1 protein-coding gene is annotated in these 957 nt (G+C 39.8%); it reads right to left on the bottom strand.

What is annotated here, in order from left to right; all coding sequences use genetic code 11:
* Window positions 1-926: IS1595-like element ISTfo1 family transposase (locus Tanf_RS00395; RefSeq protein WP_046824502.1), on the bottom strand; the 926-nt coding region annotated here is incomplete at its 3' end.
* Window positions 927-957 lie beyond the last annotated feature (31 nt).

Raw genomic sequence — 957 nt, 5'->3', positions numbered from 1 at the left:
TTATACCTAAACTCATTTTTATAGGTTACGCAAGCTACGAGCAATCTTCCAAAGAGGGCTTCTCCCCAGTATCTTCGATTAAACTTATAACAGAATTCATCGAGATAATTTTGTAAGAATTCGGGCTTGATGTCATGGAACGTATTTATCAACTGTCTCTTGGCATTGCTGATGGCGATATGAACCCAAGGCAAGGCTTCCCCCACCTTCTCTTTGGGAATCACCTGAGAGTTGTGTCTAGGTACAAAGTCTTTCAATTCCACATAAGAGGTAGAATGATCCGTGTCGATTTGATTAGCTCCGGAAGCTAACTGCTGAACCGCTGCATTAATGGTCTCTTTTTTCAAGTCATCGATTACTTTCATTTTCAAATAGCCGACTCTTCGTGGTTTTTGACCGGTTTTCGGAAATTCAACCATTTCACTTTCTGCCATTACTAAAACTTTGCTTTTCTTTTGACTGCCACGTCCACGCTTCAAGGGTTTATCTTTTTCCTCTTGACTCATCTCTGTGGAAAAATAACCTTCATCCAATTCTATACAACCTGCAAGGACATATTCATCATCTCTTTTACCCATGGCCTCGCGAAGTTTGTGAACCATATGCCAAATAGGATGATAACGATTATGTCCCAATTGACGTTGGATTTCTTTGGCCGAAAATGTCTTTTTCGTTGACGTGAGCAGATGCATGGCTATAAACCAATAACGAAAAGGAAGTTTCGATTTATGCATTACCGTTCCACTTTTTAGCGTGGTGCGCGTTTTGCAGTGTTTGCATTCATATTGCTCCTTGTCTTTTTTCCAATAATGATCCGTGCCTCCGCATTTGGAACAAACAACTCCTACTTGGTCGCGATATGCCTTAAACTTTTGCTTGCAGCTTTCTTCGTCTGGAAAGTGAGATAAAAAATCGATCAGTGTCATTGCCTTATTTTTTTTGCAAAGATAATTATTT

The sequence above is a fragment of the Tannerella forsythia genome (genome assembly GCF_001006485.1).
Classification (GTDB): domain Bacteria; phylum Bacteroidota; class Bacteroidia; order Bacteroidales; family Tannerellaceae; genus Tannerella; species Tannerella forsythia.
Note: the sequence above shows the minus strand (reverse complement) of the source record. Positions and strands in the feature narration are given on the sequence as shown.